The 4964-nt window shown below is 69.2% G+C and carries 3 protein-coding genes and 1 pseudogene; all 4 read right to left on the reverse strand.

The features are described from left to right. Positions 1 to 61: 61 nt before the first annotated feature. The gene (locus AV521_RS25890; RefSeq protein ID WP_031224755.1) at positions 62 to 631 is read right to left on the reverse strand and encodes a DUF742 domain-containing protein; all 570 of its coding nucleotides are present in this window, start codon (positions 629 to 631) and stop codon (positions 62 to 64) included. A gap of 94 nt (positions 632 to 725) precedes the next feature. After that, positions 726 to 1139 (reverse strand): roadblock/LC7 domain-containing protein, encoded by a 414-nt coding sequence (locus tag AV521_RS25895; protein ID WP_003993185.1) that lies wholly within the window; start codon positions 1137 to 1139, stop codon positions 726 to 728. Positions 1140 to 1149: 10 nt separating this feature from the next. Then, complete coding sequence (locus tag AV521_RS25900) at positions 1150 to 4362, reverse strand: nitrate- and nitrite sensing domain-containing protein (RefSeq protein WP_179023397.1); 3213 nt, start codon at positions 4360 to 4362, stop codon at positions 1150 to 1152. Between the two features lie 389 nt (positions 4363 to 4751). After that, a pseudogene (locus AV521_RS25905) lies at positions 4752 to 4964 on the reverse strand (ATP/GTP-binding protein); the annotation flags it as partial.

Consider the following 4964-nt stretch of genomic DNA (forward strand, 5'->3'; position numbering starts at 1 on the left):
CACGCCGAAGCCGCCCGCCACCACGATCTTCGCGGAGGTGGTGGAGCGGGAAGGACCGCCGCTAGAGCTTGCGAAGTCCACTGAGCACCCTTTCGAGCAGTGTCACGTCTGGCTGGCCACCGGCGTTCTCGTCGCCGCCGGGCTGATGGATGGCGACCAGGCCCGCTTCCGCCAAGTCGGCGACGAGAATCCTGGCCACGCCGAGGGGGATCGTCAGCAGGGCCGAGATCTCGGCCACGGACTTGATCTCCCGGCACAGGTTGCAGATCCGCTGATGCTCGGGCAGCTGGCCCTGCATCTGGTGCGGAGCGGCGGTGGTGTGCACCAGTGCCTCGATGGCGAGCTGGTAGCGCGGGCGGGTCCGGCCGCCGGTCATGGCGTACGGACGCACCAGGGGGTTGTTCGATGCGCTCGCGGGCGCCGGCTCGGGGCGGCGCTGCGGTTGCACCGGCTGGATCCGCGGGGCCGGCGGCTGCTCGTACGGCGAGGGGCCGGGGCCCTGCGGCGCGTACGGCTGCCGGTGGCTCGGGGCGGAGGGGAAGTTGTACCGGTTCGCCGAACCGTCGCCCTGGCCCTGGGCAGGGCCGTACGACCAGTTGCCTGAATGCGAACCGCCTGGGGGTGTTGCCACTTTCTCCTCCTCCGACTGTGCCGGGCACCCATCGCTGTGGCGCCGCGTCCCGAAACCTTACGGCCCCGGGACACGAAAACGCACCGTCCGATTACTAGTTGAGAAGGCTCCCCTGGAGCTCCGCACGGAGATCCGGGGTCAGGACCGTGCCCGCGCGGTCCACCAGAAGGGCCATCTCGTACCCGATGAGGCCGATGTCCGCTTCCGGGTGGGCCAGCACCGCGAGCGAGGAACCGTCGGATACGGACATGATGAAGAGGAATCCCCGCTCCATCTCCACAACCGTCTGGTTCACAGCGCCTCCCTCGAAGATCCGGGAGGCGCCTGCCGTCAGGGACGTCAGACCGGATGCGACGGCCGCGAGCTGGTCGGCGCGGTCGCGGGGGAAGCCTTCGGACATCGCCAGAAGGAGTCCGTCGGCGGAGACCACCACGGTGTGGGACACCCCCGGGGTGTTGTCCACGAAGTTGGTGATCAACCAGTTCAGGTTCTGTGCCGCCTGGCTCATCGGGCTCACACTAACGCTCCTGGTTGTAGGTGCTGTCAGGACCGAAGCCCTGGCCGTTCGTTTCACTGCCTGCGTTGCGTCCGCGCTGGACGCCTCGACGCAGGTTGCTCAGCCTGCCCCGGACGTCCTCCGGGGCGCGGGAGACCTGCGGGCCTCCCTGAGGGGTGCTCTCGGCGGCACCCTCGACCAGGTTGGCCTTGGGTACCCGCCGCGGCAGACCGGAGGCGGTGACCCCGCCCGCCTTCGGCTTCCGGAGCTGCGCGGCCTGCTGCCACCGCTCGTCGTTCGCCGAGCGCCAGTCGCCGCCGCCGTTCGTCTGCGGAGCGGCCTGTGGCGCTTCCTGCTGGCCGCGTGCCGCGCCACCCGCGGCGGACGAGCCGTTGGAACCGCTCGCGACGGACCCGCGGCGGGGCAGCCCGGCGTCGGTCAGCTGGTGGGAGGCGGGAGAGGCCGGTCCCGGACGGTCGAAGCCTACGCGGTTCCGCTCACTCGCGTCAGCGGCCTGCGAAGACTCCGTTTCCGGAGCGTACTGGGCCGGATAGCCGTTCTGGTAGGCGTCCTGCTGCGGCTGCTGCGGCCAGTCGTCCTGGTAGGAGTGCGCCTGGGCCGGCTCCGTGTACGCCGGATCGGGGTAGCCGCCGCCCACCGGGGCCGAGAATCCGTCGTTCTGCGGCAGGGTGCCGTTCGGCGCGAAGAACTGGTCCTCGTACGGCTTCTCGTACGAAGCCTGCTGCGGCTCCTCGTACGAGGGCTGCGGCTCCTCGTACACCGGCTCATGGAAGGCCTGCCGCGGCTGCTCCTGGTACGCCGGCGGCCCGTCGAACAGCGGGTCGACGTACGCGGGGCCCTCAGCGGGATCCTGCTGCGGCAGATCGGGCTGGCCGTGCGTCTGGGCCTCCAGGGCCGCCCGGCGCTCCTCGCGCATCAGGGAGCGGCCGACGGGGTCCAGCTCGCGGATGTCGTCGGGGACCTCCGAGTAGCGGCTGTCGTCGAAGCCCAGCTCGGCGGCGGTGCGCATCGGCTGCACCTGGTTGAAGCTCTCACCCTGGAACTGCTGCTCCGGGATGATCTGCGAGACCGTGAACTCCTCGCGGTCCAGCGGGGCTTCGCCGCCACCGCCGTGCGTGATGGCGTCCGGCAGCATGACCAGCGAGGTCGTACCGGCCTGCTCGCCCGAGGGGCGCAGCTGGACGCGAATGCCGTGCCGGTCGGACAGCCGGCCGACCACGAACAGGCCCATGCGCTGGGAGATCGCGGCGTCCACGGTCGGCGGGTTGGCCAGCTTGTGGTTGATGTCCGCGAAGTCCTCGGCGGTCAGGCCGATGCCCTTGTCGTGGATCTCGATCATCACGCGGCCGTCGGGGAGACGGGTCGCGGTGACGCGGACCTTGGTCTGCGGCGAGGAGAACGTCGTCGCGTTCTCCAGCAGCTCGGCCAGCAGGTGCACGAGGTCGGTGACCGCGCGGCCGTGGATCTCGGCCTCCGGCACGCCGGACAGCTCGATGCGCTCGTACTGCTCCACCTCGGAGGAGGCGGCACGCAGCACGTCGATCAGCGGGACCGGCTGGTCCCAGCGGCGGCCGGGCTCCTCGCCGGCGAGGACCAGCAGGTTCTCGCCGTTGCGGCGCATACGGGTGGCGAGGTGGTCCAGCTTGAAGAGGTTCTCCAGCTGGTCCGGGTCTGCCTCGTTGTTCTCCAGATCGGTGATCAGGGTCAGCTGGCCCTCGATCAGCGACTGGTTGCGGCGCGACAGGTTGGTGAAGATCGCGTTGATGTTGCCCCGCAGCAGGGCCTGCTCGGCGGCGAGCCGGACCGCCTCGCGGTGGACCTGGTCGAAGGCGCGGGCGACCTCGCCGATCTCGTCCTTGGTGTGGATCGGGATCGGGGCGACCCGGGTGTCGACCCGGCCGGGGTCGGTACGCGAGAGCTGGTCGACCAGCATCGGCAGCCGCTGCTCGGCGATACCGAAGGCGGCGTTGCGCAGCTGACGCATCGAGCGGCTCATCTGGCGGGCCACGGCACCGGCCAGGATGAAGGCGAGCAGCAGGGCGACCACGACGACGGCACCGGTGATGATCGCCGACGTCTTGGCGTCGTCGGCGATCGACGAGGCCTCGCTCACCGCCTTGTCGGCCATGTCCGACTCGATCTGGCGGTAGGCCTTGTACTTCAGCGTGTTGACCGCGAACCAGTTGTCGGCGGTGATGCCCTTGGTGGCCAGCTCCTGCCGGGTGAGCAGGCTGGTGTCCTTCATGGTGGCGAGGGCCGCGACCATCTTGGTCGGGTCGGAGGGCGGCGGAACGTAGTTCGGGTCCTTCTGCTTCTGCGCCGCGGCCATCGCGGCACCCTGCGACTCGATCTGCGTCTGCTCCTCGGCCAGCCGCTGCGCGTCGGCCTCGGTGCCACCGCCCTTGTACTCCTCGACGGCGATGCGCTCCAGATAGGCGTACGAGGACAGCGACACCCGCTGGGTCGCCAGGTTCCCGGCGTCCGGACCCGGCTTGACCAGCAGATGCGTGCCGATGGACCGCTCCAGCGACAGCGCCGCCTTGGTCAGCGAGATCGCGTAGACGGTACGGCCGTAGGAGGTGATGTTGCCGGTGCCCAGACCGAGCTCGTTGGCGAACTCCATCAGGGGGTGGGCGACGTCGACGTATCCCTCTTCGGTCTTCACGCCGGTCATCTTGGAGGTGTACGCGGCCTGGCGCAGCTGCGCGAGTTCCGGCTCGGCCTCGCGGAACAGCTTCAGCCGGCGTACCAGGCCCGACTTCTGCGGCATGTTCTGCGCGGCCTGGTCGAAGGCGTCGGCGGCCTCGTCCGTGGCCTTGCGGGCCTGGGCGACGGTCGCCTTGCTCGTGCTGTCGGTCTTGTTCAGCAGCAGGGGTGCGGCGGTGACGTCACGCTCGTTGTAGAGGGCGTCGGCATAGGAGAGGGAGGCACGCACCAGGCGGGCGGTGTTCTCGGCGTCGCGTGCCTGCTGCCAGGTGTCGATCGAGCTCTTCACCTGGAAGCCACCCATGACGAGGCCGACCGCCACGGGTATCAGCAGGATCGCGTTCAGTCTGGTCGTCACGCGCCAGTTGCGGGGCGAAAAGCGGCCGCCGCTCGGCGCGGGAGTGGCCGCCGGCTCCCCGCCGGACACAGGGGTGGGCGCCGCAGCGCGCGGCGGCGGGGTGAAGTTGCCCCGTGCCGACGGCTCGGGACCGTTCTTGCTTCGCCTCACTCGACCAACAACCTCTCGGCGGTCGGCACCTACGTCGTGCCGCAGTCTCTCAGAGCCCGGTTCGTCATCGACTAGTGAGTACGTCTTTGACTATTGGGCAGTTCAGGCATTCCAGCACGTGGACCAGTGCTCTTCCAAACAGCGGAAACCCCTGAGCAGCCCTCTCGCAGGCCCCAGATAAAACGGTCATAAAGAGCGAGCCCCGTCAAAAGGCGGGGCGTTTGTGAGCACAGCGGCACGGGGCGACCGCATCGCGTGGTGATGCCCGGCGATTCCTCTGCCGAACTGTTATGAACACCGGCGCCGACCGTGTCAAAGGCCACAGTCGGCTCCGGAGTGTTTACGGCAACTGCCGTACGGGACGTCGTACTTGATCGCTTACATGCGTGCTACTTGAGACGTGCCATCAAGGCGTGCTCGACCAGCGTGATCAGCGCGCTCTTGGCGTCGGCCCGGTGGCGGGCGTCGGTCGTGATGATCGGGGTGTCCGGTCCGATCTGCAGCGCTTCCCGCACTTCCTCGGGGGCGTAGGGCTGCTGACCGTCGAATCCGTTCAGCGCGATGACGAAGGGGAGGCCGGAGTTCTCGAAGTAGTCGACGGC

The sequence above is a fragment of the Streptomyces sp. IMTB 2501 genome (assembly GCF_001953885.1).
GTDB lineage: Bacteria > Actinomycetota > Actinomycetes > Streptomycetales > Streptomycetaceae > Streptomyces.

Coding starts and splice junctions, on each gene's coding strand:
- AV521_RS25895 (WP_003993185.1), bottom strand. CDS start 1,139: ATGAGCCAGGCGGCACAGAACCTGAACTGGTTGATCACCAACTTCGTG.